The organism is Achromobacter sp., from assembly GCF_050285585.1.
GTDB lineage: Bacteria > Pseudomonadota > Gammaproteobacteria > Burkholderiales > Burkholderiaceae_B > Achromobacter.
In genome coordinates, this window is sequence record NZ_JBLZXF010000038.1 from 1 (window position 1) to 25689 (window position 25689).

Here is a 25689-nt window from a genome sequence, read left to right on the forward strand (position 1 = left end):
CTGTTGCTCGACAAACCCGTGGGTTTGTCGAGCAACCACGCGTTGCAGCGCGCCAAACGTGCCATGGACGCGGCGAAAGCCGGCCATACGGGCACCCTGGATCCCTTCGCCACGGGCCTGCTGGTGTGCTGCATGGGCAAGGCAACTAAAATTTCGGGCGCGATGCTCAACGCCGACAAGGCATATCGCGCTACGCTGCAATTTGGGTCGGAAACCGACTCCGGCGACCTGACCGGCAACGTCGTGTCCACGGCGGAGCCGGGCTTTGCGGTGGACGAGCAGGCGCTGCGCGAAGCGCTGTCACGTTTCTCGGGCACGATCGAGCAGATCCCGCCGATGTACTCGGCGCTCAAGCGCGACGGCAAGCCTTTGTACGAGTACGCGCGCGCCGGCATCGAGCTGGAGCGGCCGCCGCGCCAGGTCACGATTTACCGCATCGAGCTGCTGTCCCTGAGCGGAACGCAGGCAGAGATCGATGTGGCATGCAGTAAAGGCACATACATCCGCACTCTGGCCCAGGACATCGGGCGCGTGCTGGGCTGTTACGCCCACCTGACGGCGCTGCGGCGCACGCACGTCGGGCCCTTCTCTCTGGAACGCGCCGTTGCGCTGGAAGCCTTGCAGGCCATGCCAGACCCCAAGCAGGCATTGCTTGCATTGAACGAATTGCCGGCGGGCTTGCTGCCCGCCACCTGACCTTAAAGGACTAGCTATGACTCGCGCCCTGCGCAACGTCGCCATCATCGCCCACGTCGACCACGGTAAAACCACCCTGGTCGACCAGCTGCTGCGCCAATCCGGCACCTTCCGCGAAAACCAGGCGCTGACCGAACGGGTCATGGACTCGAACGACCTGGAAAAAGAGCGCGGGATCACCATCCTGGCCAAGAACTGTGCCGTTGAATACCAAGGCACGCACATCAACATCATCGACACTCCGGGACACGCGGACTTCGGCGGCGAAGTCGAGCGCGTGCTGTCCATGGTCGACGGCGTGCTGCTGCTGGTGGACGCGGTCGAAGGCCCCATGCCCCAGACGATCTTCGTGACCCGCAAGGCGCTGGCCCTCGGCCTGAAGCCCATCGTCGTGGTCAACAAGGTGGACCGCCCGGGCGCCCGCACCGATTTCGTCATCAATTCGACGTTCGACCTGTTCGACAAGCTGGGCGCCACGGACGAGCAGCTGGACTTCCCGGTGGTGTACGCCTCGGGCCTGTCGGGTTACGCCGGCCTGAATCCCGACGTGCGCGAAGGCGACATGCGTCCCCTGTTCGAAGCCATCCTCGAACACGTGCCGCAGCGCGAGGACGATCCCAACGGTCCCCTCCAGATGCAGATCATCTCGCTGGACTACAACAGCTACGTCGGCAAGATCGGCGTGGGCCGCATCAACCGCGGCCGCATGCGTCCCGGCATGGAAGTGGCCTACAAGTTCGGTCCCGAAGGCCAGGGCGGCCGCGGCCGCATCAACCAGGTGCTGAAGTTCCACGGGCTGGAGCGGGTGGTCGTGGATGAGGCCGAAGCTGGCGACATCGTGCTGATCAACGGCATCGAGGAGCTGGGCATCGGCTGCACGGTGACGGATCCGGTGACGCAGGAAGCACTGCCGATGCTGCGCATCGACGAGCCCACCCTGACCATGAACTTCATGGTGAACACCTCGCCGCTGGCCGGCCGCGAAGGCAAGTTCGTGACCAGCCGCCAGCTGCGCGACCGCCTGGACCGCGAACTGAAGTCCAACGTGGCGCTGCGCGTGCGCGACACGGGCGACGACACGGTGTTCGAAGTGTCGGGCCGCGGTGAACTGCACCTGACCATCCTGCTGGAAACGATGCGCCGCGAAGGCTACGAGCTGGCTGTGTCGCGTCCGCGCGTGGTGTTCAAGGAGATCGACGGCGTGAAGTGCGAACCGTTCGAATCCCTGACCATCGACGTCGAAGACGCCCACCAGGGCGGCGTGATGGAAGAACTGGGCCGCCGCAAGGGCGATCTGCAGGACATGCAGCCGGACGGCCGCGGCCGCACCCGCCTGGAATACCTGATTCCGGCGCGCGGCCTGATCGGTTTCCAGAACGAGTTCCTGACGCTGACGCGCGGCACCGGCCTGATGAGCCACATCTTCCACGAATACGCGCCCATCAAGGAAGGTTCGATCGGCGAGCGCCGCAACGGCGTGCTGATCAGCCAGGACCATGGCGACGCCGTGGCTTACGCCCTGTGGAAACTGCAGGATCGTGGCCGCATGTTCGTCAGCCCCGGCGACGCGCTGTACGAAGGCATGATCATCGGCATCCACAGCCGCGACAACGATCTGGTCGTGAACCCCATCAAGGGCAAGCAGCTGACCAACGTGCGCGCCTCGGGCACCGACGAAGCCGTGCGCCTGGTTCCGCCGATCCAGATGTCGCTCGAATACGCGGTGGAGTTCATCGATGACGACGAACTGGTGGAGATCACGCCCAAGTCGATCCGCCTGCGCAAGCGCTACCTGCTCGAAAACGAGCGCAAGCGCGCGGCTCGCGAAGCCGCCGTTTGATGAAAGGGGCGTTTGCCCCTTTGCCTGCGATGGCAAGGCCGCATCCTGTTGGGGATGCGGTTTTTTTTTGCAGGATAAATGCGCTCCCCTGCGCGGGCTGCAAGCGGGCGAAGCGCGGTGCGAGCACTTTCTGCCTGCGCGGCCCGGTGCGGATGAACCCTAGCGGTTCAGCCATTCCAGGAAATCGCGGCCAGGGCCGCGATCGCGGACGAGCGCCCCGATCGGCTGGAACAAGCCCGGCGAGGCGATGCGCAGGCGCTGGAAATGCCCGCGCTGTATGTACCAGTTGGCCAGGGTCAGCGGCGCCATCGCCAGCGCCTGCTGGGCCTGCATGACGGCGATGAGCAGCGGCATGGGCGGGGCGGCGCTGGCCAGGCGGCACAGGCGCGGAACGACGCCGGCGTGCTCGAAGAATGCCTTGAAGACCGCGTGGATGGCCAACTCGGGGCGCGGTTCGATCCAGAGCTGGCGGGCGATCTCCGCTGGCGTGGGCGCGGCGTCCGTCTTCAGCAGCGGATGGCCCGGCGCGGCCACGATCACGGCCTCGTCCTGCTGCAACGGCACGAATTCCAGGCCCGTGGGGACGGCGTCGGGCTGTCGGCACAGCAGCATGTCGAGGCTGCCGTTGGCCGCCTGCGGCAGCAGTTGTTCGCGGCTGCCTTCCACGATTTCCACTTGCAATTCCGGGTGCGCGGTCATGTAGGCCGGCAGGCGTTCGGCCAGCAGGCCGCCGCTGGCCGCCGGAATGGCGCCCAGCCGCAGGTAGCCGGTGGCGCCCCGGCGCAGGGCAGCGACGGAGTCAGTGGAGGCCCGCAGGGTCGTCAGCATGCCCTGGGCGCACTCCGCCATGAGCTGGCCGCTGCGCGTGGGCCGCATACCGCGCGCATGGCGTTCGAACAGGCGCACGCCCAGCAGTTCCTCGATATCGGCGAGCGCATGCGTGGCCGCGGGCTGGCTCATGCCGATGTGGCCAGCGGCCTGCTGGATGCTGCCGAGTTCGGCGATGCCAGCGAGCAGTTGGAGGTGGCGCAGGCGGCCCTTCGCGAGCAGGCGGGCCAGAAGCGTGGCAGGGGCGACGTCCATGAAGCGGGTGCTAGATATTCAAAACTTGAATATATCTATCCATTAATGTATTTGAAATAAGGATATGCCCTGGCCACAATGCAGCGAATCCTTCCCTAGCTTCTTCCCCAAGGAGTGGTTTGTCCATGAAGTACCGCCTGCTGCATGCCTTCGTTTGCGCCTTAACTGCTGGCGCGTGTTCCCTGGCTGCCGCCCAGGGGGCATATCCGTCCCAACCGGTGCGCCTCATCGTGCCGTTCGCGCCGGGAGGGTCCACGGACGTGCTCGCCCGCGCGGTGGCCGAGGGCCTGCGCAAGGAGCTGGGCCAAAGCGTGGTGGTGGAAAACCGCGCCGGCGCCGGCGGCCTGATCGGCACCGAAGCCGTGGCGCGGGCCGAGGCGGACGGCTATACGCTGGGCATGGCGACGGTCAGCACCATGGCCGTCAATCCGCTGCTGTATGGCACCGGGCGGGTGGATCCCGCAACGCAACTGAAACCGGTGGCCCCGGTGGCGACGGTACCTGTGGTGTGGATGGTGAACCCGGCGTTCCCGGCGCAGGACTTCGCCCAGTTCCTGGCTGAACTGCGGGCGCATCCCGGCAAGTACTCCTTCGGTTCGCCGGGCGTGGGCTCGCTGGGGCACCTGAACCTGGCGGCCATGAACGCCGACCTGAAGGTGGACGTGCTGCACGTGCCGTACCGCGGCATGGGACCGGCCCTGACCGCGGCGGTGGGCGGGGAAGTGCAGGTGCAGCAGGACCAGTACGCGTCGGCGCAATCGCTGATCAAGGCCGGCAAGCTGCGCGCGATCGCCGTGTCCGCGCCGGCGCGGCTGGCGGATAGGCCGGACCTGCCCACCCTGGCGGAACTGGGTTATCCGCAACTTAACGCGCTGGGCCAGACCTGGTTCGGATTGGTCGCGCCCGCGGGGACGCCCGACGCCACCGTGCAGCGCTTGAACCAGGCCGCGGGCCGCGCGCTGGCCGACCCCGCGCTGGTGCAGCGCCTGGCGGCCTTGGGCGCGCAGCCCGACGCGGGCACACCGCAGGCATTCGCCGAACGCATTGCGCGGACGCTGGCCGCCAACCGGAAAATCATTGAAACTGCCGGAATCAAGCTCGACGAGTAGGCATAGGCTTTTCCCGCCGGGCCCGCGCGGCTCACACGACACCAGCCACTGGAGAAACCATGGGTGCCATCGACAAACTCGCGCCGTTCATCGACGCGCGCAGCGAGCGTTACGCGGATCTGAGCGACCGCATCTGGAGCCTGGCGGAATTGCGCTACGACGAGCACAAGTCCGCCGAACTGCACATCGCGATGCTGGAAGAGGCCGGATTCCGCATTACGCGGGACGCCGCCGGCATTCCCACCGCGTTCGTGGCCGAAGCCGGCAGCGGCGGCCCGGTCATCGGCATCCTGGGCGAGTACGACGCCCTGTCCGGGCTGAGCCAGGAAAGCGGGGCGTACGCCTGTTTGCCCTCGCCGGAAACGCCGAACGGCAATGGCCACGGCTGCGGCCACCACTTGCTGGGCACGGCCGCGCATTTCGCGGCGGTGGCCGTGAAGGAATTCCTAGAGGCCAACGGGCTGCCCGGCACCATCCGTTTCTACGGCTGTCCGGCGGAAGAGGGCGGATCCGGCAAGACCTTCATGGCGCGGGCGGGCCTGTTCGACGACCTGGACGCGGCGCTGACCTGGCATCCGGCCTCTCACACGGGGATATTCCACCAGTCGTCGCTGGCCAACATCCAGGCCTATTTCCGCTTCCGCGGCATCGCCGCGCACGCGGCGAACTCGCCGCACCTGGGCCGTAGCGCGCTGGACGCGGTCGAACTGATGAACGTCGGCGTGAACTACCTGCGCGAGCACATGGTGCCGGATGCCCGGGTGCACTATGCGGTGACCAACAGCGGCGGCATTTCTCCCAATGTGGTGCAGGCGCGGGCGGAAGTGCTGTACCTGGTGCGCGCGCCCATCAATTCCCAGGCGGCCGAACTGTACGAGCGCGTGCAGAACGTGGCGCGCGGCGCGGCGCTGATGACGGGCTGCGAGCTTGAAATCGTCTTCGATAAGGCCTGCTCGAACTACATCCCGAACCGCGTGCTCAACCAGATCATGTACGCGAACATGCAGGCGCTGCGGGGGCCGGCCTACTCGGAAGGCGAGCAGCAGGCGGCGCTGCGCATGTGGGACGCGATCTCCGAAGACGACATCGACAACGCCGGCAAGAACCTGGGCGCGGTGCTGCGCAATCCCACGCCGCTGTTCCAGGGCGTGGCGCCCTACGATCCGGGCAAGACCGAGATCACCTACGGGTCCACCGACGTGGGCGACGTGAGCTGGGTCACGCCCACGGCCCAGTGCTGGGGAGCCTGCTACGCCTACGGCACGCCCTTCCATTCCTGGCAGATGGTGGCCCAGGGCAAGATGTCCATGGCGCACAAGGGCATGGTGCACGCGGCCAAGATCATCGCGGCGACCGCCGCCGACCTGTACTCCCGTCCGGAGGAACTGGAACGCGCCAAGGCCGAACTGACGCAAGCGCGGCGCGGGCAACCCTATGTCTGCCCGATTCCGCCGGATGTGCTGCCGTCGTTCATGCGGAAGGGGTAGAAGGGGGCTGCCAGGCTGCGCGTGCCGGCACTTCACTGCGCCGCCCTGGTTCATGCGAGGTTGAGGCGGCCATCCTTGGGGATGGCCGTTGTCCGGTTCAGGCCGGCAGGGACGGCGCGTATTGCGCGTCCGAGTTGACCTTCGTGTGGAATTCCACCACCTTGCGCACCACCTTGACCGGATCGTCCTCGATGATGAAAAGATCCAGGTCGTGCGCGCCGATCATGCCATTGGCCAGCACCTGGCTGCCCAGCCAATCGACCAGGCCGTACCAGTATTCGCTGCCCACCAGTACGATAGGGGCGGGCGGGACCTTGCCGGTCTGGATGAGCGTCAACGCTTCGAAGAGTTCATCCAGGGTGCCGAAACCGCCCGGCATCGCCACATAGGCGAAGCTGTGCATGAAGAACGTAGCCTTGCGGGAGAAAAAGTACTCGAAAGAAAGGCTGATGGTCTGGTATTCGTTGTTGTGGGCTTCGTGCGGCAGGCTGATGTTCAGGCCGATGCTGGTGCCGCCTGCTTCGAACGCGCCCTTGTTGGCTGCCTCCATGATGCCGGGACCGCCACCGGCGATTACTGCGAATCCGGCTTCGGCCAGGGCGGCCGAGATCGCGACGGTGGTTTCGTAATGAGGGGAATTACGGCTGACTCGCGCACTTCCGAAGACACTGACCGCAGGCCCGATGTTCGCGAGCTTTTCTGCCGCCGTCCGTATCTCTGACATAATCAGCGGAATTTGTTTGTTGGCGGGTGTTTCCGCGGCTATTGCCATATCTGCCTTTGTAACCATGAAAAAAACCTTATTACTGGTCGACGGTTCAAGTTACTTGTACCGCGCTTTCCACGCTATGCCTGATTTGCGCAACGCGCAAGGCGAACCCACGGGTGCGCTCTACGGCGTGGTGAATATGCTGCGCAAGCTTGTATCTGATCATAAGGCAGAGTATGCCGCATGTATTTTCGATGCCCGCGGCAAGACCTTCCGGGACGACATCTACCCGGAGTACAAGTCGCACCGTCCCCCCATGCCGGAGGCCCTGGCGTCGCAGATCGAGCCGATCCATCGCGCGGTGCGGGCGCTGGGCTGGCCGGTGCTGGCCATCGAGGGGGTCGAAGCCGACGACGTGATCGGCACCCTGGCCAAGCGGGCCGCCGAGCACGACGTGCACACCATCGTGTCCACCGGCGACAAGGACCTGGCGCAATTGGTGAACAGCCACGTCACCCTGGTCAATACGATGAGCGGGGAAGTGCTGGATGAGTCCGGCGTGGTGAACAAGTTCGGCGTTCCGCCCGACCGCATCGTCGATTACCTGATGCTGGTGGGCGACACGGTGGACAACGTCCCCGGCGTGACCAAGGTGGGCCCGAAGACGGCCGCCAAATGGATTACGGAATTCGGTTCCATCGAAAAGCTGGTCGAAGGCGCGGACGGGGTGAAGGGCGTCGCGGGCAACAACCTGCGCGACGCCATCCCCAAATTTCCGCTCACTCGCCAGTTGCTGACCGTGAAATGCGATTGCGACCTGGCCGGCCACGTCGATAGCGTCGACGACCTGACGCCGCGCCCGCGCGACGACGCGGCGCTGACCGAAATCTACGAGCGCTACGGCTTTCGCACCTGGCTGCGCGAGCTGACCGGCGACGTCGAACGCGTGCCCGCCGGAGACGCGCGCATCGCTCACGACGCGCCTGCCGCGCCCACGGAACTGGACTACCAGATCCTTTCGGATTGGCCGGCATTCGATGCCTGGATGGAAAGGCTGGAAGAAGCGTCGCTGGTCGCGCTGGACACCGAGACCACGTCCCTGGACGAAATGCAGGCCCGCCTGGTGGGCATGTCGCTGGCGGTGGCGCCCGGCGTGGCGTGCTACATCCCGGTTGCGCACCGCGGCCCGGACGGCGCGGCCCAACTGCCCAAGGACGAGGTGCTGGCGCGGCTGAAGCCGTGGCTGGAGGACGCCGCGCGCGCCAAGCTGCTGCATCATGCCAAGTACGACACGCACGTATTCGCCAACGAAGGCATCCGGCTGGCCGGCGTGACCGAAGACACGATGCTGCAGGCCTACGTGCTGGAGTCGCATCGCGGCGTCGGCCTGAACGACCTGGCCCAGCGCTACCTGGGCCGCAGCGGCGTGTCCTACGAGGACCTCTGCGGCAAGGGCGCCAAGCAGATCGGCTTTGACGAGGTGGCGGTCGACAAGGCCGGCCACTATGCCGCCGAGGATGCGGATTTCACCCTGCAATTGCACCAGGTGCTGCGCCCGATGGTGGCGGCCGATGAGGGCCTGAACCGCATCTACCTGCTGGAAATGCAAGTGTCGGCGGTGCTGACCACGATCGAGCGCAACGGCGTCAAGGTGGATGCCGCGGAACTGGGGCGGCAGAGCCACAAGCTGGGCCAGGAAATGCTCCAGCTCGAACAGAAGGCATACGAACTGGCGGGCCAGCCGTTCAACCTGAATTCCCCCAAGCAGCTGGGCGAGATCCTGTTCGGCCGCATGGAGCTGCCGGTGGTGCGCAAGACCGCCAGCGGCGCGCCTTCCACCGACGAGGAAGTGCTGAGCAAGCTGGCCCAGGATTACCCGCTGCCGCAGGTCCTGCTGGAGTACCGCGGCCTGTCCAAGCTGAAGTCTACGTACACCGACAAGCTGCCGCGCATGATCAATCCGGATACGGGGCGCGTGCACACGCATTATTCGCAGGCCGCGGTGATCACGGGGCGCCTGGCCTCGTCCGATCCCAATCTGCAGAACATCCCGGTGCGCACCGAGGCGGGGCGTCGCGTGCGCGAGGCCTTCGTGGCCGAGCAGGGCATGCTGCTGTCGGCCGACTATTCGCAGATCGAGCTGCGCATCATGGCGCACGTCTCGGACGACGCCAACCTGCAGCGCGCCTTTGCCGCGGGCGAGGACATCCACCGCGCCACGGCGTCGGAGGTGTTCGGCGTGGCCCTTGCGGATGTCTCCTCGGAGCAGCGCCGCGCTGCCAAGGCCATCAACTTCGGCCTGATCTACGGCATGGGGGTGTTCGGCCTGGCGTCCAACCTGGGCATCACGCGCGACGCCGCGCAAGCCTACATCGACCGGTACTTTGCGCGTTATCCCGGCGTGGCGATGTACATGGACGACACGCGCCGGCGCGCGCGCGAGCAAGGCTACGTGGAAACCGTCTTCGGCCGCCGGCTGCAATTGCCGGAAATCCGAGGCGGTTCGGGCCCGCGCCGCCAGGCGGCCGAACGCGCAGCCATCAATGCGCCCATGCAGGGCACGGCGGCCGACCTGATCAAGATGGCCATGGTTGCGGTGCAGAACTGGCTGGAGGCCGAAAAACTGCAGACGCGCATGATCATGCAGGTGCACGACGAACTGGTGCTGGAAGCGCCGGACGCGGAACTGGAGCTGGTCAAGGCCACGCTGCCCGGCCTGATGTGCGACGTGGCGACCCTGCGCGTGCCGCTCGTCGCCGAAGTGGGGATGGGCAAGAACTGGGAGCAGGCCCACTAGGGCAGGCCTTCTCGATGACCGCTCGATGGGCCGCCCTGGGCGGCCCATTTCCGCTTTTGGGATTGCAACAATATAATGTTGCGCTTCCCCGCCTAATAGACGTCTCCCGAAATGTTGCTGCTCTGGGTCCTGCTCGCCACCGTTACCGGCGGGCTCATCGCGGTGCTTGTCGCCAGCTGGCTGGCCTACAAGGTCTTCGCGCAATACCTGCACCACATGGTGAGCCTGTCGGTGGGGGTGCTGTTGTCGGTGGCTTTGCTGCATCTGCTGCCGGAAGCGTTCGAGGCCGGCGTGGCCGACGCCCACGTGCTTTTCGGGCTGATGCTGGCGTCCCTGATCGGCTTTTTCGTGCTGGAGAAGATCGCGCTGCTGCGGCACAGCCACCATCACGAGGGCGACGGCCACCACCACCACAAGGGGCACGACCGCCACGAGGCGGGGCGCGGCGGCATGCTGATCCTGATCGGCAGTTCGCTGCACAACCTGTGCGACGGGGTCCTGGTGGCGGCGGCTTTCCTGACGGACCCGCTGCTCGGCGTGCTGACCGCCGCGTCCATCATCATCCATGAAGTGCCGCACAAGCTTGGCGATTTCGTCGTGCTGCTCAACGCGGGCCTGGCCCGCCGCCGCGCCTTCGCCCTGATCCTGTTCACCAGCTTGTGTTCAGCCGTGGGCGGCATAATAGGGTACTTCGTGCTGCAGCAGGCGCAGGGTTGGGTGCCGTATATTCTGGTGGTTGCGGCCAGCAGCTTCCTCTATATCTCGGTGGCCGACCTGATGCCGCAGATGCACGAGCGGGTATCCCTGTCCGACGCCGTCCCGCAGTTGCTGCTGGTCGGGGTGGGCGTGGCGCTGATCTACAGTGTGACGACGCTGATGCACCATGGGCATGACCATGGCGTGGAGGCGGGCCTGGCGGCGCCTCACGCGGAGCATGGCCATCGGCACTAGCGCGATCCAGGATATCCGGCCTTGTCGACCCAACACAGGAGTTCTCCATGAGTTTTTCCGCCGCAGCCGGCAATGTCGCTCCCACCGTGATCCATACGGACACCCAGGGGCTGGTCCACGGGGATTTCAGGTTGCCCGTGGCCGATGGATCGATCGACGCCTACTACGCCGCGCCCGAAGGCAAGCGTGACCTGCCCATCGTGCTCGTGGTGCAGGAGATCTTCGGCGTGCACGAGCACATCAAGGACTTGTGCCGCCGGGTGGCCAAGGCCGGCTACCTTGCCGTGGCCGCGAACCTGTACGAACGCCAGGGCGACGCCTCGGCCTATACCGATATTCCCAAGCTGATCTCGGAACTGGTCAGCAAGGTACCGGACGAGCAGGTGTACGCCGACCTGGACGCCAGCGTGGCCTGGGCCGTCGAGCACGGCGGCGACGCCAAGCGCGTGGCGGTGACGGGCTTCTGCTGGGGCGGGCGCCTGACCTGGATGTACGCGGCGCACAACGCGGACGTGAAGGCCGCCGTGGCCTGGTACGGCAAGCTCAGCGTGGGCCACGGCCCCCTGATCAAGCGCGTGGCCTTCGACGTGGTCAACGAACTGCACGCCCCGGTCCTGGGCCTGTACGGCGCCAAGGACGCCAGCATTCCGCTGGCCGACGTCGAAACCATGAAGGCCAGGCTGGCCGCCGGCAATGACAACGCCAAGCGTTCGGAATTCGTGGTGTACCCCGAAGCCGACCACGCCTTCCTGGCGGACTACCGTCCCAGCTACAAGGCCGAGGCGGCGAAGGACGGCTGGCAGCGCATGCTGGATTGGTTCAAGCGCTATCTGTAGGCCGCGCATGGGCCACGAATGAAAAGGCCGACCAGCGATGGTCGGCCTTTTCGTTCAGGGCAGGAACACCCTCAGAAAGGCATGATGGGCGCGCAAGCGCGGAGCGGGCGCGGCGCGGGGGCCGCCCGCCGCCGAGCCGCCTCAAGGCGGACAGCCCCCTCGGGGGGGCAGCAAGCGCGCGGAGCGTGCGCGGCGCGGGGGCCGCCCGCCGCCGAGCCGCCTCAAGGCGGGCAGCCCCCTCGGGGGGCAGCAAGCGCGCGGAGCGTGCGCGGCGTGGGGGCCTCAATTCCCCGCTTCGCGCAGCCGGCTGGGGAGCAGTTCTCCGTGGCGCGCCAGCAGCGGATACGCCGCGGCTCCTACCAGGTGGGAGTTGATGCCCTTCATGTCGCGCAGGATGTCCAGGTAGAGCGCGCCAACTTCGGCGGCATCGACCTCGCCGGCCTTGATCTTCTGCAGGTGCGTGTCCGCGGCGGTGGTTTCTATCGTGCGGAAGCGCGCCTTCTCCCCCGCCAGGGAGCGGGCCTGGCGCAGGTCGTCGTTGACGAACAGGGCGGCGGCCGTGCGCTGGTTGGCGATGAGCTGGCCCAGCGTTTCGTCCAGGTTCGCGCGCTGTTCCGGCGAGAAGGTCCAGCCCTGCTTGCGCAGCTTGGCGATGTGGCCGAGCAGGCCGTGGTGGGCGATGTCGCCCGCATGGCCGACGTTGCTGATGAAGGCCAGGATGTCGTCCAGGCGCTGCAGATCCTCGCGCGTCATGTTTTCCTGGTCCAGCGTGGCCAGGTAGGTCGTGATGGCGTTTTCCAGCTTGTCCAGGGCGCTGTCCAGCTGGCGCGCCTGCACCATGCGGTGGCGGTTGTCGCGCTTGAAGCCCGCGCGGGCATACAGCAGCAGGGTCTGCAGCATGTCGGCCATGCGCAGGCCTTCGCGCGCGGCATTGCCCAGGGCGACGGCGGGCACGTCGTGGGCCCATTCGTCCAGGTATTGGGGACGGGACGGATCGTTCGGATCGGCCCGTTTCGGCAGCCAGCGGGTGAGCAGGGCGGCGTAGGGCGTCAGCAACGGCAGGAACACCAGCGCGATGACGGCGTTGAACAGCGTGTGGAAATTGGCGACTGCGCGGGCGGGATCGTTCGCCAGGTCGCTCATCAGCGGCTGCAGGTAGGGCAGCAGGATCAGGCCGGCCAGCACGCCGATCACCCGGGTAAGCAGGTTGCCCAGCGGCAGCCGGCGAGCGGCGGGGTCGTCTCCGGTGACGCCCTCGATCATGGGGTTGATGGCGGTGCCCAGATTGGCGCCCAAAACCAGCGCGAACGCCACGTGCGGGGCCACCATGTGGTGGGTGGCCAGCGACATCACCAGCACGACCACGGCCACGCTGGAGTGCGCCGCCCACGTGAAGGCGGCCGACAGCAGCACGGCGGCCACCGGCTGGGTGGACAGCGCCTCCAGGATCATGCCCAGCATGGGCGCGGTCTGGAAGGGCTGGAACAGTTCGACCAGCTGGTGCAGGGACAGCAGCAGGAGCCCCAGGCCGATGAACACCCGGCCCAGGTCGCGGGTGCGCCCCGGCGGATAGCGGCGGAACATCCAGACGCCGGCCAGGATCAGGATCGGGGCGAGCGAGGTCAGGTCGAACGACAGCAGCTGGACGATGAGCGTGGTGCCCACGTTGGCGCCCAGCATGGCGGACAGCGCCGGCACCAGGCTGACGACGCCGCCGGCCGCGAAGCCGGTGATCATCAGGCCCGTGGCGGTGCTGCTCTGCAACGCGGCGGTGATGCCCAGGCCGGCGGCGAAGGCCCGCAAGCGGGTGCCGAGCGCCCTGCCCAGCGCCGCGCCGAGCGCGGCCCCGAAAGCGCGTTGCACGCCCGTTTGGACCATGTGCACGCCCCAGAGCAGGAGGGCGACGTAGCCGGCGAAGTCAAGCAGCGTGATAAGTCCGGACATCCTGGCGTGTTTCCATTCTTTTTATGACAAGAAATAATTCTGTAATGATCGCATGCGGGGACAGGGCAGGGGAACCTGTCCCCGCAATACAGCATACGCCCGCCGGGGGCTTTGCTGCGCGCGTCATGGGCAGCGCGTATCATTGCCTGACCATTCGTCAGATGTACTGGAGTTTTGCGTGGCGGTTTCCGTATTCGATCTGTTCAAGATAGGCATAGGCCCGTCTAGCTCCCATACGGTGGGGCCCATGCGGGCGGCCCTGTTGTTCGCGCAGGGCCTGGAGCGCGACGGCCTCATGCCGCGCGTGGCCGCCGTGCGCGCCGAGCTCTACGGGTCGCTGGGCGCGACGGGCAAGGGCCACGGCACCGACAAGGGCGTGCTGCTGGGCCTGATGGGCGAAGCCCCCGACACCGTGGATCCCTCCGCCATTTCCGGGATGATCGCGTCGGTGCGGGCCAGCCGCCAATTGCCGCTGCTGGGGCGCTACCCCGTTCCCTTCGTGGAAAGGGAACACATGATGTTCTACCGCCGCGAAGCCATGGCGGAGCATCCTAACGGCATGAAGTTTCACGCGTTTGACGCCGAAGGCGAGCCGCTGCGCGAGTCACGCTACCTGTCGGTGGGCGGCGGCTTCGTCGTGACGGCGGGTGCGTCCAACAGCCAGGTCATCGCCGCGCACGACCAATTGCCCTATCCGTTCAGGATGGGGCGCGAGCTGCTGTCCATGTGCCGCGACAGCGGCCTGTCGGTAGCCCAGCTGATGATGAGGAACGAACTCACCTGGCGGGAAGAGGCCGAGGTGCATGCCGGCCTGGACCGCATCTGGCAGGTGATGCAGGAGTGCGTATCGCGCGGCTGCGGCATCAATTACCCCGAAGCGGACGGCGAACTGCCCGGGCCCTTGCGCGTGCGCCGCCGCGCGCCCGAGCTCTACCGCAACCTGACGCAGCGCGCCGAGCGCACCCTGTCCGACCCCTTGTCGGTCATGGACTGGGTCAATCTGTACGCCATGGCGGTCAACGAAGAGAACGCAGCCGGCGGCCGGGTGGTCACGGCGCCGACCAACGGCGCCGCGGGCATCATCCCGGCCGTGCTGCACTATTACGACCGTTTCGTGCCCGGATCCAACCGCGATGGCGTGCGGGATTTCCTGCTGACGGCGGCGGCCGTGGGGCTGCTGTACAAGTACAACGCTTCGCTGTCGGGCGCCGAGGTCGGCTGCCAGGGCGAGGTCGGGGTGGCGTGTTCGATGGCGGCCGGCGGCCTGGCCGCGGCCCTGGGCGGCACGGTGGAGCAGGTCGAGAACGCGGCGGAGATCGGCATGGAGCACAACCTGGGCCTCACCTGCGATCCGGTGGGCGGCCTGGTGCAGATTCCCTGTATCGAGCGCAACGCCATGGCGTCCATCAAGGCCGTAAACGCGGCGCGCATGGCGCTGCGCGGCGACGGCCAGCACTATGTATCGCTGGACTCCGTCATCAAGACCATGCGCGAGACCGGCGCCGACATGAAGACGAAGTACAAGGAAACGGCGCGCGGCGGCCTGGCGGTGAACATCGTCGAATGCTGAGGGCGTGCGCGCGGCGGCCAAGAAAAAGCCCCTCCGTGGAGGGGCTTTTTGCTGGCCGCGAGGCTTAGATCACGCGCGCATTCTGCAGCGCGGCGATACGGGCCGGAATCGGCGGGTGCGAGGCGAACATGGCGGCGATGCCGCCCTTGCCGGCAATGCCCGAGGCCTCGAACGACTTGGGCAGTTCGCCGGGTTCCAGGCCGCCCAGGCGGGCGAGGGCGCGGATCATCGGTTCGCGGGCGCCCATCAGGTGGGCCGAACCCGCGTCGGCGCGGTATTCGCGCTGGCGCGAGAACCAGGCGACGATGATCGAGGCCAGGACGCCGAAGATGATTTCACAGACCAGCACCGTGATGTAGTAGCCGGGGCCCACGCCGCGTTCGTTCTTGAACACCGCGCGGTCGATGAAGTAGCCGACCACCCGGGCCAGGAATACGACGAAGGTGTTCACCACGCCCTGGATCAGGGTCAGCGTGACCATGTCGCCGTTGGCGACGTGCGCCACTTCGTGGGCCAGCACCGCGGCGACTTCCTCTTCGCTCATGCTTTCCAGCAGGCCGGTCGATACGGCGACCAGCGAGTCGTTCTTGAACGCGCCCGTGGCGAAGGCGTTGGGGGCGCCTTCATAGATGGCGACTTCCGGACGGCCGATGCCGGCGCGGTCGGCGAGCTGGTGCACGGTGTCGACCAGCCAGGCCTCGCGCTGGTTGCGGGGCGAGTTCGGGTCCAGCACCTGCGCGCCCGTGCTCCATTTGGCCATCGGCTTGCTGATCAGCAGGGAGATGATGGCGCCGGTGAAGCCCACCACCAGCGAGAAGATCAGCAGGGCGTTGAGGTTCAGGCCGTTGGCGGTGATGTAGCGGTCTACGCCCAGGATGCGCAGCGTGGCCGACAGCACGAGCATGACGGCCAGGTTGGTGATGACGAAAAGGATGATGCGTTTCATGTTTTTTTGTTCCTCTGCGAGCGGGAATTGCCGAAGTTCGACATGGCGGCGGCCCGCCAGTTCCCCGAGCCGGCGGCACCGCTCCGGTGACGGAGAGTATAGTATCGCTTTCCCCTATTCCCTCCCACTTTCCCTTAGCGCAGATCCCCCATGCAGGCTCTCTGGATGTTATTGGCGTCCGCCATGTTCGCCATCATGGGATCGTTCGTGAAGCTCGGTACCGAGCATGGCGCGTCGTTGCCGCAAGTGGTGCTGTTCCGCGGCCTGCCGTCGGTCATCCTGCTGCTGATCTGGGCCCGCGCGGGCCGCCAGTCCATCATCCCGACCAGCTGGAGGCTGCACCTGTGGCGCAACCTGTCCGGCGTCACGTCAATGTGGTTGGGTTTTTTCGCCATTTCCCACCTGCCCCTGGCCACGGCCACCAGCCTGAACTACACGGCGCCGCTCTTCATCGCCTGCTGGATGCTGGGCTGGGGCGGCGCGCAGCGCGACCCGGTGCGCATCGTGGCCGTGGCGCTGGGCTTCCTGGGCGTGATCGCCGTATTGCGGCCCAGCATCAACGACGACCAGTGGCTGGCCGCGCTGCTGGGCATGGGGGCGGGCGCCATGTCGGCCATCGCCATGATGCAGATCCGCCAGCTGGGCCGCATCGGCGAGCCCGAATGGCGCACCGTGCTGTTCTTCTCCGTGGCCGTGTGCGTGTCCAGCCTTGCCGGGCTGGCCTTCGAGGGCTGGGGCCTGGCCGACTGGACGGGCTATCTTTCGCTGGTGGGCGTGGGGGTGGCGGGCCTGTTCGGCCAGCTGGCCATGACGCGGGCGTTCGGCATGGGCTCCGCGCTGCTGACCGCGGCCCTGCAGTACAGCACCATTATTTTCGCGGCCCTGCTGGGCATGGGCCTGTGGGGCGACCACCTCGACGCCCTGGCCTGGGCCGGCATGGGCCTGATCATTTTCGCGGGCCTGCTGTCGGTGTGGCGCACTATGCGCGACCCCAAGGCGGCTTGACCCGCGGCCCTCCGCATTCCATACAGGAGCACACCGAATGACGATGACACTGATTTCCGCGGCCGACCTGGCCGAGCGCCTGGACTCGCCCGATGTCCGCGTGTTCGATGTGCGCCACGACCTGACCAACCACGCGGCGGGCCGCCAGGCCTACGAGGCCGGCCACATTCCCGGCGCCCGCTACCTGGACCACGAAACCGAGCTGGCGGCTCCGCGCACGGGCACGAACGGACGGCACCCTCTGCCTTCCCGCGAGGCGTTCGGCGCGCTGATGGCCGCCCACGGCGTGACGCCCCGGACCCTGGTCGTGGCGTACGACGCCAGCGGCGGCATGTACGCGGCGCATCTATGGTGGATGCTGCGCTGGCTCGGGCATGGGCAGGTGGCCGTGCTGGACGGCGGCTGGCAGGCCTGGGTCGCCGCCGGGCTGCCCACGACGGCCGAGCCCGCGCCCGCGCCGGCCCGGCTGGAAACGACGGCCGAGCCTGGCGCCGCGCTGGCCGGCACCGTGGACGCGCAGGCCGTGCTGGACAACATTGCGCGCCCGTCGTTTACCGTGATCGACGCGCGCGCGGCCAACCGCTACCGCGGCGAGGTCGAGCCCATGGATCCCGTCGCCGGCCACATTCCCGGCGCGCTGAACCGCCCCAACGGGGAGAACCTCCAGGCCGACGGACGCTTCAAGCCGGCCGGGCAGTTGCGCGAGGAATTCGCCAGCCTGCTCGACGGCCGCGATCCCGCGGCCATCGTGCACCAGTGCGGCTCTGGCATCACCGCCTGCCACAATCTGCTGTCGATGGAGATCGCCGGCCTTTCCGGTTCGCGCCTGTACCCGGGCTCCTGGAGCGAGTGGTGCAGCGACCCGTCCCGTCCGGTGGCCAAGGGCGCCTAGCCCCGCGACCTTCGCGGCGCCAGGCCGCCGCTACCAGACGGCGGCCAGCTTGACCCGTCCCGAGACTCCCTCGGCGATTTCCAGGAAATGATCCAGGGACGGCGTCGCCAGCCCGGGCACTTTGGCCATGTCGTCCCAGCGCCTCAGCCGTATCGCGTCCGGCGCGCCCGGCATGCTCGCGAAATCCACCGCCTGGCCCGCATCGAAACTCCCCCCCTGCAGCGCCAGGCTGCGCTTCGAATCCTCCGACAGCCACGCTTCATATTGCGGTTCCACATAGCAGAGGTAGCGCTTGGCTTCCACATGCAGGCGGATCGGGTCCAGCACCGCCGGACTGAACAGGCCGCGCAGGAAGGGCAGCACGAAGTACTGGTGCTTGTCGTCGATGCCGCGCAGGGTCGGCGTGCCCGGCCGGTCGGCGATGAGGTGGCCCAGGTCGTGCAGCAGGCATGCGGTGATCAGGTGAGGGCCGGCGCCATTGCGTTCGGCGAGCGCCGCCGTCTGCAGCGCATGCCGCAGATGGCTGACGGACTCGCCATGGTAGGAGCGGTGTCCGCGCTCCAGGAAAATCTGTTCGATATCTTGCAGGGTCAAGGCCATGGTCGTCTCCAGAGTGGCCGCAAAGAGGAGATGGCGGGCGGGGGCCGTTCGAGGTCAGCCCGCCGACGGCGCCATCTCCAGAAAGCGCGCGATGAGCTGCACCGGTTGGCGCTCGCGCAGGCAATACAGGTATTCATGCATCACGATGTCGGCGCCCCGGATGTCCAGGGCCGCCAGATCGGGGTGCGACGGGATTTCGCGCGAGGGGATCAGGCTGATTCCCAACCCGCACAGAATGGCTTGGCGGATGGACTCCCGGCTGCCGATTTCCAGCGTGCGCCGCACCGCCACGCCGGCCGCCTGCAGGGCATCTTCCGTGAGCTGCCGCGTCATGGAGCCGGGTTCGCGCAGGAGCAGGGCGTGCTCCGCCAGATCGGCCAGGCGCGCCTGGCCGCGGCGGGCCAGCGGGTGGTCGCGATGCGTCACCACGCGGATGGGATCGGCCGCGATCATCCGCCGGTACAGATGCTTGTCATCCATTAGAAAGGACGAGGTGGCAATCTCGATGCGGTAATCGTGCAGGGCCTGCAGCATGCTCTGCGAATTGCCGATGGCGAGGGTCAGGTCGATGCCCGGATAGCGCTGGTTGTAGCTGCGCACCGTATCCATGATGTAGTAGGGACCGGTGGCGCCGATCCTCAGGTTGCCCTCGCGCAGGTCGCTGGCGTCGCGCAGGCGGAAGTCGATCTCGGTTTCCTGCTGAACCAGCTTTTCCACCATGGGCATCAGGCTGTGGCCCGCGTCCGACAACCGCATGCCGCGGCCCTGCCGGTGGAACAGCTCGACGCCATAGCGCGACTCCAGCTGGCGCAATTGCCCCGTCACCGTGGGCTGGCTGACGCCCAGCTGGGCGGCGGCCTTGGTGACGGTGCCGCAGCGGGCCACGGCATAGAAGGATTTGAGTTCGGCGACAAGCACGGTGTTCGGGGGGGCGATAAATGGACGCAATGCGCAAGACCGCCAGTACACCAAAATAATTTGATGTTTTTATTACTGCATTTGCGCGAAGTGTCATAAACACTCAATACGCGCCTTCCATACTGCGTGCGTTCCCAAACCGGAGGCCCCATGGCCGAACGCGATAACGCATTTCTCTCTGTCAGGCATCTCGTGAAGCGGTTTGGCAGCCACACCGCGCTGTCGGACGTCTCGCTGGACATCCGCGCCGGAGAGCTGGTGTGCCTGCTGGGCCCCTCGGGCTGCGGCAAGACCACCTTGCTGCGCGCCATCGCCGGCCTGGAGCGCCAGGACAGCGGCACGATCGTGCTGTCTGGCCGCGATATTTCGCATGCCGAGCCGCAAGCGCGCGACTACGGCATTCTGTTCCAGTCCTACGCGCTGTTCCCCAACCTGACGGTGGCCCAGAACGTGGCCTACGGGCTGAGCGGCAAGCGCGCCCATCGCAGCCACGTGGCCAGCCGCGTCGAGGAAATGCTGACCCTGGTGGGCCTGGCGGGGGCGGCCGGAAAATACCCGGGACAGATCTCGGGCGGGCAGCAGCAGCGCGTGGCGCTGGCCCGCGCGCTGGCGCCTTCTCCGTCCCTGCTGTTGTTGGACGAGCCCATGTCCGCCCTGGACGCCCGGGTGCGCGAGCACCTGCGCATCGAGCTGCGCGCGCTGCAAAAACGCTTGTCCATCACCACGTTGATGGTGACGCATGACCAGGAAGAGGCCATGGTGATGGCCGATCGCATCGCCGTCATGAACGGCGGCGTCATCGAACAGTACGGCACCCCCAGGGAACTCTACCGCCAGCCCGGTTCGGCCTTCATCGCCGATTTCGTGGGCGAGGCGAACTGGCTGCCGTTCGAGCGAGTGGACGCCCATCGCGCACGCGTGGGCCGCCAGGAACTGGCCGTGGACGAGGCGCTGGACGCCCGCAGCGGCAGGCTCTTCGTGCGGCCGGAGGCCGTGCGCGTCAGCGCCGCGCGCCTGGAACAGCCCAACGCCATGCTGGCCGACGTGCTGGACGGCGTGTTCCTGGGCCGGGGCTACCGCCTGGCGCTGCGCCTGGAGGGCGTGCCCGGCGCCACCGTGCATTCCATCGTATCCCCTGAAATCGGAGACGCCCTGCTGGGCCCTCACGCCGCCAGCCGCTGCTGGGTGGAGCTGCCGCGCCATGCGATACGCGCCTACGCTTGATCCGGCCATGATCCGTGCCTCCAATGCGCCCGCCGCGGTCGCCGCGCCGGCGCCGGCGCTGGGCCGCCGCCCCTTGCCCGCCTGGATCGGCGCCGCCGGTCTCGCGGGGGGGCAGGGCGTGCTGGCGCTGTGCCTGCTGGTGTTCCTGGCGCTGCCGCTCCTGGCGATCCTTGCCAAGGCCGTGACCGATGGCAACGGCGATTGGGCCGGCCTGTCGGTGGTCGCTGGCATCATCGGCGGCGACGGCTTCCTGGGCATGGTCGGGCGCAGCCTGGCGGTCGGCGTCGTGACGACGTTGCTGGTGGTGCCCTGCGCCTACGGTTTCGCCTACGGCCTGACGCGCACGCGCCTGCCGGGCAAGGGGCTGCTGCGCACCGTCGCCCTGTTGCCGCTGCTCGCTCCGTCGCTGCTGCCGGGCATCGCCCTGGTCTACCTGCTGGGCAACCAAGGGCTGCTCAAGGGGCTGACCGGCGGCGCGACCCTCTACGGTTTCTGGGGCATCGTCGCGGGCGAAGCGTTCTATACCTTCCCGCACGCTCTCATGATCCTGCTGACCGGCCTGGCCCTGGCCGACGGCCGCCTCTACGACGCGGCCCGCGCCATGGGCGCAGGGCCCATGCGCACGTTCATGACCGTGACCCTGCCGGGCACCCGCTATGCCGTGTTCTCCGCGTGCTGCGTGGTGTTCACGCTGACGGTGACGGACTTCGGCGTGCCCAAGGTCGTGGGCGGCGATTACAACGTGCTGGCGATGGAGGCCTACAAGGCCGTGGTCGGGCAGCAGAACTTTCCCAAGGGCGCGGCCATCGGCATCCTTTTGCTCGTGCCCGCCATCCTGACATTCGCCCTGGACCGGCGGCTGCGCGCCCGGCAGGGCGCCCAGATGAGCGGCCGGGCCCAGCCCTACGCCGCAGGCGAAAACCGCCGCCGCGACGCCGCGTTCCTGGCGCTGGCCGGCGTGCTGGCCGCGTTCCTGCTGCTGATCATCGGGGTGGCGGTGTGGGCCTCGTTCGTGAAGATGTGGCCCTACAACCTGTCCATGTCGCTGCGTTCCTATGATTTCGACAATATGGATGGCGGCGGCTGGCTGGCCTGGCGCAATAGCCTGGAGCTGGCGTTCTGCACTGCCCTGGTCGGCACCGCCGTGGTCTTCACCGGCGCCTGGATGATGGAGAAGGTGCCCGCCCGCAGCGCGCCGACGCGAGGCCTGCGCGGCCTGCTCGGCATGCTGGCGCTGATGCCCATGGCCGTTCCCGGCCTGGTGCTGGGCCTGGGCTACATCTTCTTCTTCAACAGCCCGATGAACCCGCTGAACGTGCTGTACGGAACCATGCCGCTGCTGGTCTTGTGCACGGTCGTCCACTTCTACACCAGCGCGCACCTGACGGCTTCCACGGCGCTCAATGCGCTGGATCCCGAATTCGAAGCGGCCTCCGCATCGCTGAAGGTGCCGCGCCTGACGACGTTCCTGCGCGTGACGCTGCCGATGTGCCTGCCGGCTGCGCTCGACGTCGCCCGCTACCTGTTCGTTTCCGCCATGACGACGGTGTCGGCCGTGGTGTTCCTCTACAGCCCGTCCACGGTGCTGGCCGCGGTCGCGGTGCTGAACATGGACGATGCCGGGTTCATCGGCCCCGCCGCCGCCATGTGCACCGTGATCATGGCCAGTTCGGCCGTCGCGGCGCTGGTTCTCCACTTGGCCAGCCGCGCGCTGGTGGCGCGCAGCCAGGCCTGGCGCCGCCCCTCGGCCCATTGACCGATCATTTTCTTGAAGGATGACCTCATGACTGTTTCGCCTTTGCCTGTCCGCCTGGAAGCGGTGATCTTCGATTGGGCCGGAACGCTGGTCGATTTCGGTTCCTTCGCGCCCACCAAGGTGTTCGTCGATGCGTTCGCGCAGTTCGGCATGGATGTGTCGTTGGCGCAGGCTCGCGGCCCGATGGGCATGGGCAAGTGGGACCATATCCGCGCGCTGTGCGACCAGGCTGCCATCGCCAGCCAGTACCAGGCCCAGTTCGGCCGCCTGCCCACGGACGACGACGTGACCGCCATCTATGAGCGCTTCCTGCCAATGCAGCTGGAAAAGGTCGCCCAGTATTCGGCGGCGATACCCGGCGCGGCCGAACTGCTGCGCGCGCTGCGCCAGCGCGGCCTGAAGATCGGCTCCTGCTCCGGTTATCCCGGCAGCGTCATGCGCCGCGTGATCGAGCGCGCCGCCACGGAGGGCCTGGAACCCGATTGCATCGTCGCCAGCGACGACGTGCCGCGCGCCCGTCCCGCGCCCGCGATGGCCCTGAAGAACGTCGTGGAGCTGGGCCTGTCGGACGTGGCGGCCTGCATCAAGGTCGACGACACCGCGCCGGGCATCGAGGAAGGGCGCCGCGCCGGCATGTGGACGGTGGGCCTGCTGCTTTCCGGCAATGCCGCCGGCCTGACGCTGGACGAATACCTCAGCCTGGACGAGGCGGGGCGCCAGGAGGCGCGCTCCCGGGCCAGCGCCGAGCTTTCGCCCGCCGCCCCGCACTACCTGATCGACACCGTCGCCGATCTGCCCGCCGTGATTGCCGACGTCGAATCCCGCTTGTCCGCGGGCCAGCGCCCTTAACCGCCCGCCGACATCTCCCCCATTGCATGCGGGACCGGCCCCGGCCGGCCCCCGGGGCCCTCTTCAGCCTTTTTTCCGCTTACCCACGGAGTACTCCATGAATCGCTACAAGCTGCTTGCACTGACCGCCGCCCTGACGGGCGTGATGGGCGCCGCGTCCGCCGAGACCACCCTGACCGTCTACACCGCGCTCGAAGCCGACCAGATCAAGGTCTACCAGGCCGCGTTCGAGAAGGCCAATCCGGACATCAGGATCCAGTGGGTCCGCGATTCCACCGGCATCATCGCCGCCAAGCTGCTGGCCGAGAAGAACAACCCCAAGGCCGACGTGATCTGGGGCCTGGCCGGCACGGCGCTCGGCCTGATGGACAAGGAAGGCATGCTGCAGCCCTACGCTCCCAAGGGCCTGGACCAGATCGCCGCCAACATGCGCGACGCCAAGGCCGAGCCGTCGTGGGTCGGCATGGACGGCTACGCCGCCGCCATCTGCTTCAATACCATCGAGGCCGAAAAGCAGAAGCTGCCCAAGCCCGCCTCCTGGGAGGACCTGACCAAGCCGGTGTACGCGGGCAAGATCGTAATGCCCAACCCGGCTTCCTCGGGCACGGGCTTCCTGGACGTGAGCGCCTGGCTGCAGATCTTCGGTGAAGAGAAGGGCTGGGCCTATATGGATGCCCTGCACAAGAACATCGGCTCGTACACGCACTCGGGCTCCAAGCCTTGCAACATGGCCGCCGCCGGCGAATTCCCGATCGGTGTGTCGTTCGATTACCGCGCCGCCAAGCTGAAGGCCGACGGCGCGCCGGTCGAAGCCGTGTTCCCGTCGGAAGGCCTGGGCTGGGAAGTGGAAGCGACCGCCATCATGAAGGGCACGAAGAACCTGGAAGCCGCGCGCAAGCTGGCCGACTTCTCGGCCAGCCGCGAGGCCAATGAGCTGTACAAGGCCAACTTCGCGGTGCTGGCGATCCCTTCCATCGCCACGGTCAATCCCAACCTGCCGTCCGACCTGACCAAGCGCATGATCAAGAACGATTTCGTGTGGGCCGCCACGAACCGCGAACGCATCATCGCCGAATGGACCAAGCGCTACGACGGCAAGTCGGAGCCGAAGAAGAAGTAAGCGGGCAAGGCGGCGCCCGGCCGGGCGCTGTCCAAGTGGTCGCTCCGTTTCACATTTGATTTCTCCGTCGCGTTGACACGCCTCCCGCCAGCCGAGCGGGGCCGCGCGGATCCGGCTTTGCCGCTTCGCAGCGGCTCCCCCTTGGGGGGGAAGCGCAGCGCGTCGGGGGGGACTCTACCCTTTATGAAGAATTTCGACGTAGTCGTGGTGGGCGCGGGCATGCTCGGCATCGCGCACGCCTGGGCGGCCGCCAAGCGCGGTCTGTCCGTGGCCGTGATCGAGCGCAGCCGTCAGGCGCACGGCGCCACGATCCGCAATTTTGGCCAGGTCATCGTAACGGGCCAGGCGCCCGGCATGATGTTGTCGCATGCCCAGCAGGCCCGCGCGTTGTGGCTGGACCTGGCGGCGAAGGCCGGCTTCCATGTGCGGGCCAACGGCGCGCTGGTGCTGGCGCGCAACGCCGACGAGGCGGACGTGCTGCAGGAATTCGCCGACGTCCGCATGCAGCGGGAAGGCTATCGCGCCGAACTGCTGTCGAGCCGCGGCGTTGCCCGTCTGTATGGCGGCAGGCTGTCGCACCATTGCGCGGCCCTGCAAGGGCACGACGACCTGCAGATCTATTCGCGCGAGGCGCTGCCGGCCATCACGCGCTACCTGGCGCAAGCGCTGGGCGTCGTCTTCATCACCGGCACCCTGGCGCGCGCGGTGGAAGGAGGGCGGGTATGCACCACGGCCGGCGAGTTCAAGGGCGGGCACGTGTTCGTATGCCCCGGCCATGACTACCTGACCCTGATGCCCGAATTGTTCGCGCCGCTGAACCTGGAGGTCACGCGCCTGCAGATGCTGCGCGCCGCTTTCGAGACGGATCCCATCGCGCTGGACCGCCCCCTGCTCACGGGCCTGTCCTGCGTGCACTATGGCGCGTTCTCGGACCTGCCGTCGGCGCTGGCGCTGCGCGACGTGATCCAGGCGCGCACGCCGATGCTGCTGGAAAACGGCATCCACCTGCTGATCAGCCCCACGCCCTACGGCGAACTGATCATCGGCGATTCGCACCGCTATGGCCAGGACGCCCCGCCGTTCAACGACGAAGCGGTCGACGATGCGATGCTGGACCTGGCTTCGCGGGCCCTGGGCGCGCGGCTGCGCGTGCGGGAGCGTTGGCAGGGCGTCTACGGCGCCCACGGGCCGGCGCCGTTCTCGGTGATGCCGGTCGACGCGGCCACGACGGTGGCGGTCATGCACTCGGGCGTGGGCATGACGGTGGGGCTGGCCATCGGCGAGCGCACCGTGGCCGGGGCGCTCGGCCGCTGATCCAGGCTCGTGCCGCAAGAAAAAAGGCCTCGCGTTCGCGAGG

General features: G+C 67.3%; 21 protein-coding genes. 15 read left to right on the plus strand and 6 right to left on the minus strand.

Going from position 1 to position 25689, the window contains the following annotated elements; genetic code table 11:
* Both truB and typA read left to right on the plus strand, forming a co-directional pair.
* On the plus strand, positions 1-696 hold a 696-nt coding region (truB, locus tag ACN6PJ_RS27190; protein WP_427998884.1), incomplete at its 5' end, for a tRNA pseudouridine(55) synthase TruB.
* A 16-nt stretch (positions 697-712) separates the two neighbouring features.
* Positions 713-2536 (plus strand): translational GTPase TypA, encoded by a 1824-nt coding sequence (gene typA, locus ACN6PJ_RS27195; RefSeq protein ID WP_427998885.1) that lies wholly within the window; start codon positions 713-715, stop codon positions 2534-2536.
* A 159-nt stretch (positions 2537-2695) separates the two neighbouring features.
* Here the strand turns inward: typA and ACN6PJ_RS27200 are convergent, their stop codons facing one another.
* On the minus strand, positions 2696-3619 hold the full coding sequence (locus ACN6PJ_RS27200; protein WP_427998886.1) for a LysR family transcriptional regulator: 924 nt from the start codon (positions 3617-3619) through the stop codon (positions 2696-2698).
* 125 nt (positions 3620-3744) lie between these two features.
* Between ACN6PJ_RS27200 and ACN6PJ_RS27205 the strand changes: the two genes are divergently transcribed.
* Together ACN6PJ_RS27205 and ACN6PJ_RS27210 are read left to right on the plus strand one after the other, a co-directional pair.
* Positions 3745-4728, plus strand: a complete 984-nt coding sequence (locus tag ACN6PJ_RS27205; RefSeq protein WP_427998887.1) for a Bug family tripartite tricarboxylate transporter substrate binding protein — start codon at positions 3745-3747, stop codon at positions 4726-4728.
* A gap of 59 nt (positions 4729-4787) precedes the next feature.
* Entirely contained in the window at positions 4788-6215 is a 1428-nt protein-coding gene (locus tag ACN6PJ_RS27210) for a M20 family metallopeptidase (protein ID WP_427998888.1), read from the plus strand.
* A gap of 97 nt (positions 6216-6312) precedes the next feature.
* Here the strand turns inward: ACN6PJ_RS27210 and ACN6PJ_RS27215 are convergent, their stop codons facing one another.
* The gene (locus ACN6PJ_RS27215; RefSeq protein WP_427998917.1) at positions 6313-6939 is read right to left on the minus strand and encodes a TIGR00730 family Rossman fold protein; all 627 of its coding nucleotides are present in this window, start codon (positions 6937-6939) and stop codon (positions 6313-6315) included.
* Positions 6940-7003: 64 nt separating this feature from the next.
* On the opposite strand from ACN6PJ_RS27215, the gene polA reads away from it, so the two are divergent.
* The 3 genes from polA (at position 7004) to ACN6PJ_RS27230 (ending at position 11508) form a co-directional block, all read left to right on the plus strand.
* On the plus strand, positions 7004-9721 hold the full coding sequence (polA, locus tag ACN6PJ_RS27220) for a DNA polymerase I (protein WP_427998889.1): 2718 nt from the start codon (positions 7004-7006) through the stop codon (positions 9719-9721).
* Positions 9722-9832: 111 nt separating this feature from the next.
* The gene (locus ACN6PJ_RS27225; RefSeq protein WP_427998890.1) at positions 9833-10672 is read left to right on the plus strand and encodes a ZIP family metal transporter; all 840 of its coding nucleotides are present in this window, start codon (positions 9833-9835) and stop codon (positions 10670-10672) included.
* Between the two features lie 47 nt (positions 10673-10719).
* Positions 10720-11508, plus strand: a complete 789-nt coding sequence (locus ACN6PJ_RS27230; RefSeq protein WP_427998891.1) for a dienelactone hydrolase family protein — start codon at positions 10720-10722, stop codon at positions 11506-11508.
* Positions 11509-11790: 282 nt separating this feature from the next.
* Here the strand turns inward: ACN6PJ_RS27230 and ACN6PJ_RS27235 are convergent, their stop codons facing one another.
* Positions 11791-13452, minus strand: a complete 1662-nt coding sequence (locus ACN6PJ_RS27235; RefSeq protein WP_427998892.1) for a Na/Pi cotransporter family protein — start codon at positions 13450-13452, stop codon at positions 11791-11793.
* 178 nt (positions 13453-13630) lie between these two features.
* On the opposite strand from ACN6PJ_RS27235, the gene ACN6PJ_RS27240 reads away from it, so the two are divergent.
* Positions 13631-15022: an L-serine ammonia-lyase gene (locus tag ACN6PJ_RS27240; RefSeq protein WP_427998893.1), complete on the plus strand. Its 1392-nt coding sequence runs from the start codon at positions 13631-13633 to the stop codon at positions 15020-15022.
* Between the two features lie 64 nt (positions 15023-15086).
* On the opposite strand, the gene htpX is transcribed toward ACN6PJ_RS27240, so the two are convergent.
* A complete protein-coding gene (htpX, locus tag ACN6PJ_RS27245) occupies positions 15087-15968 on the minus strand; it encodes a protease HtpX (protein ID WP_427998894.1) in 882 nt (293 codons plus the stop codon).
* Positions 15969-16118: 150 nt separating this feature from the next.
* Between htpX and ACN6PJ_RS27250 the strand changes: the two genes are divergently transcribed.
* Positions 16119-16973 carry a DMT family transporter gene (locus ACN6PJ_RS27250; RefSeq protein ID WP_427998895.1) on the plus strand — a complete coding sequence of 285 codons (855 nt, stop codon included), beginning with the start codon at positions 16119-16121 and terminating at the stop codon, positions 16971-16973.
* Between the two features lie 37 nt (positions 16974-17010).
* Positions 17011-17865, plus strand: a complete 855-nt coding sequence (locus ACN6PJ_RS27255) for a sulfurtransferase (protein WP_427998896.1) — start codon at positions 17011-17013, stop codon at positions 17863-17865.
* A 30-nt stretch (positions 17866-17895) separates the two neighbouring features.
* Here the strand turns inward: ACN6PJ_RS27255 and ACN6PJ_RS27260 are convergent, their stop codons facing one another.
* Both ACN6PJ_RS27260 and ACN6PJ_RS27265 read right to left on the minus strand, forming a co-directional pair.
* Positions 17896-18465, minus strand: a complete 570-nt coding sequence (locus ACN6PJ_RS27260; protein ID WP_427998897.1) for a phosphonate degradation HD-domain oxygenase — start codon at positions 18463-18465, stop codon at positions 17896-17898.
* A 54-nt stretch (positions 18466-18519) separates the two neighbouring features.
* Positions 18520-19383 carry a LysR family transcriptional regulator gene (locus tag ACN6PJ_RS27265; protein WP_427998898.1) on the minus strand — a complete coding sequence of 288 codons (864 nt, stop codon included), beginning with the start codon at positions 19381-19383 and terminating at the stop codon, positions 18520-18522.
* 150 nt (positions 19384-19533) lie between these two features.
* Here ACN6PJ_RS27265 and ACN6PJ_RS27270 point away from each other — a divergent pair, with 150 nt between their 5' ends.
* From ACN6PJ_RS27270 to ACN6PJ_RS27290, 5 genes are all read left to right on the plus strand, one after another.
* Positions 19534-20607, plus strand: a complete 1074-nt coding sequence (locus tag ACN6PJ_RS27270; protein WP_427998899.1) for a putative 2-aminoethylphosphonate ABC transporter ATP-binding protein — start codon at positions 19534-19536, stop codon at positions 20605-20607.
* Positions 20608-20614: 7 nt separating this feature from the next.
* Positions 20615-22363, plus strand: coding sequence for a putative 2-aminoethylphosphonate ABC transporter permease subunit (locus ACN6PJ_RS27275; RefSeq protein WP_427998900.1), 1749 nt, complete (start codon positions 20615-20617; stop codon positions 22361-22363).
* A 27-nt stretch (positions 22364-22390) separates the two neighbouring features.
* The gene (phnX, locus tag ACN6PJ_RS27280; RefSeq protein ID WP_427998901.1) at positions 22391-23212 is read left to right on the plus strand and encodes a phosphonoacetaldehyde hydrolase; all 822 of its coding nucleotides are present in this window, start codon (positions 22391-22393) and stop codon (positions 23210-23212) included.
* Between the two features lie 97 nt (positions 23213-23309).
* Positions 23310-24332, plus strand: coding sequence for a putative 2-aminoethylphosphonate ABC transporter substrate-binding protein (locus tag ACN6PJ_RS27285; protein WP_427998902.1), 1023 nt, complete (start codon positions 23310-23312; stop codon positions 24330-24332).
* Positions 24333-24515: 183 nt separating this feature from the next.
* The gene (locus ACN6PJ_RS27290) at positions 24516-25646 is read left to right on the plus strand and encodes a TIGR03364 family FAD-dependent oxidoreductase (protein ID WP_427998903.1); all 1131 of its coding nucleotides are present in this window, start codon (positions 24516-24518) and stop codon (positions 25644-25646) included.
* Positions 25647-25689 lie beyond the last annotated feature (43 nt).